Consider the following 268-nt stretch of genomic DNA (forward strand, 5'->3'; position numbering starts at 1 on the left):
CGATGAGACTTCGTGCGAGCCGACTGCTGCTTGCGCTGACGACCGCCGCGGCGTGCGCCGCAGGTATGGCCGACGCGGGCACGCTGAAAGTGAACGTCGCGGCGCGCGGCAACCAGCGCGCGACGTGGCAGGCCGTGTTCGACCAGTTCCACAAGGCGAATCCCGACGTGGACCTGAAGATCAGCTACGTCGGCGAGGAGGCGTACAAGGTGCAGATGTCCGGCTGGCTCGCGACCGATCCGCCCGACGTGCTGAGCTGGAACAACGG

At 67.5% G+C, this 268-nt stretch carries 1 protein-coding gene; it reads left to right on the top strand.

Annotated features, from left to right (window positions below; translation table 11 throughout):
- Positions 1-65: 65 nt before the first annotated feature.
- Positions 66-268, top strand: a 203-nt coding sequence (locus AAEY88_RS13890) for a hypothetical protein (protein WP_350563322.1), incomplete at its 3' end; no start/stop codon positions are given.

It is taken from the genome of Psychrobacter sp. CAL346-MNA-CIBAN-0220, from assembly GCF_040309805.1.
Taxonomy (GTDB): domain Bacteria; phylum Pseudomonadota; class Gammaproteobacteria; order Pseudomonadales; family Moraxellaceae; genus Psychrobacter.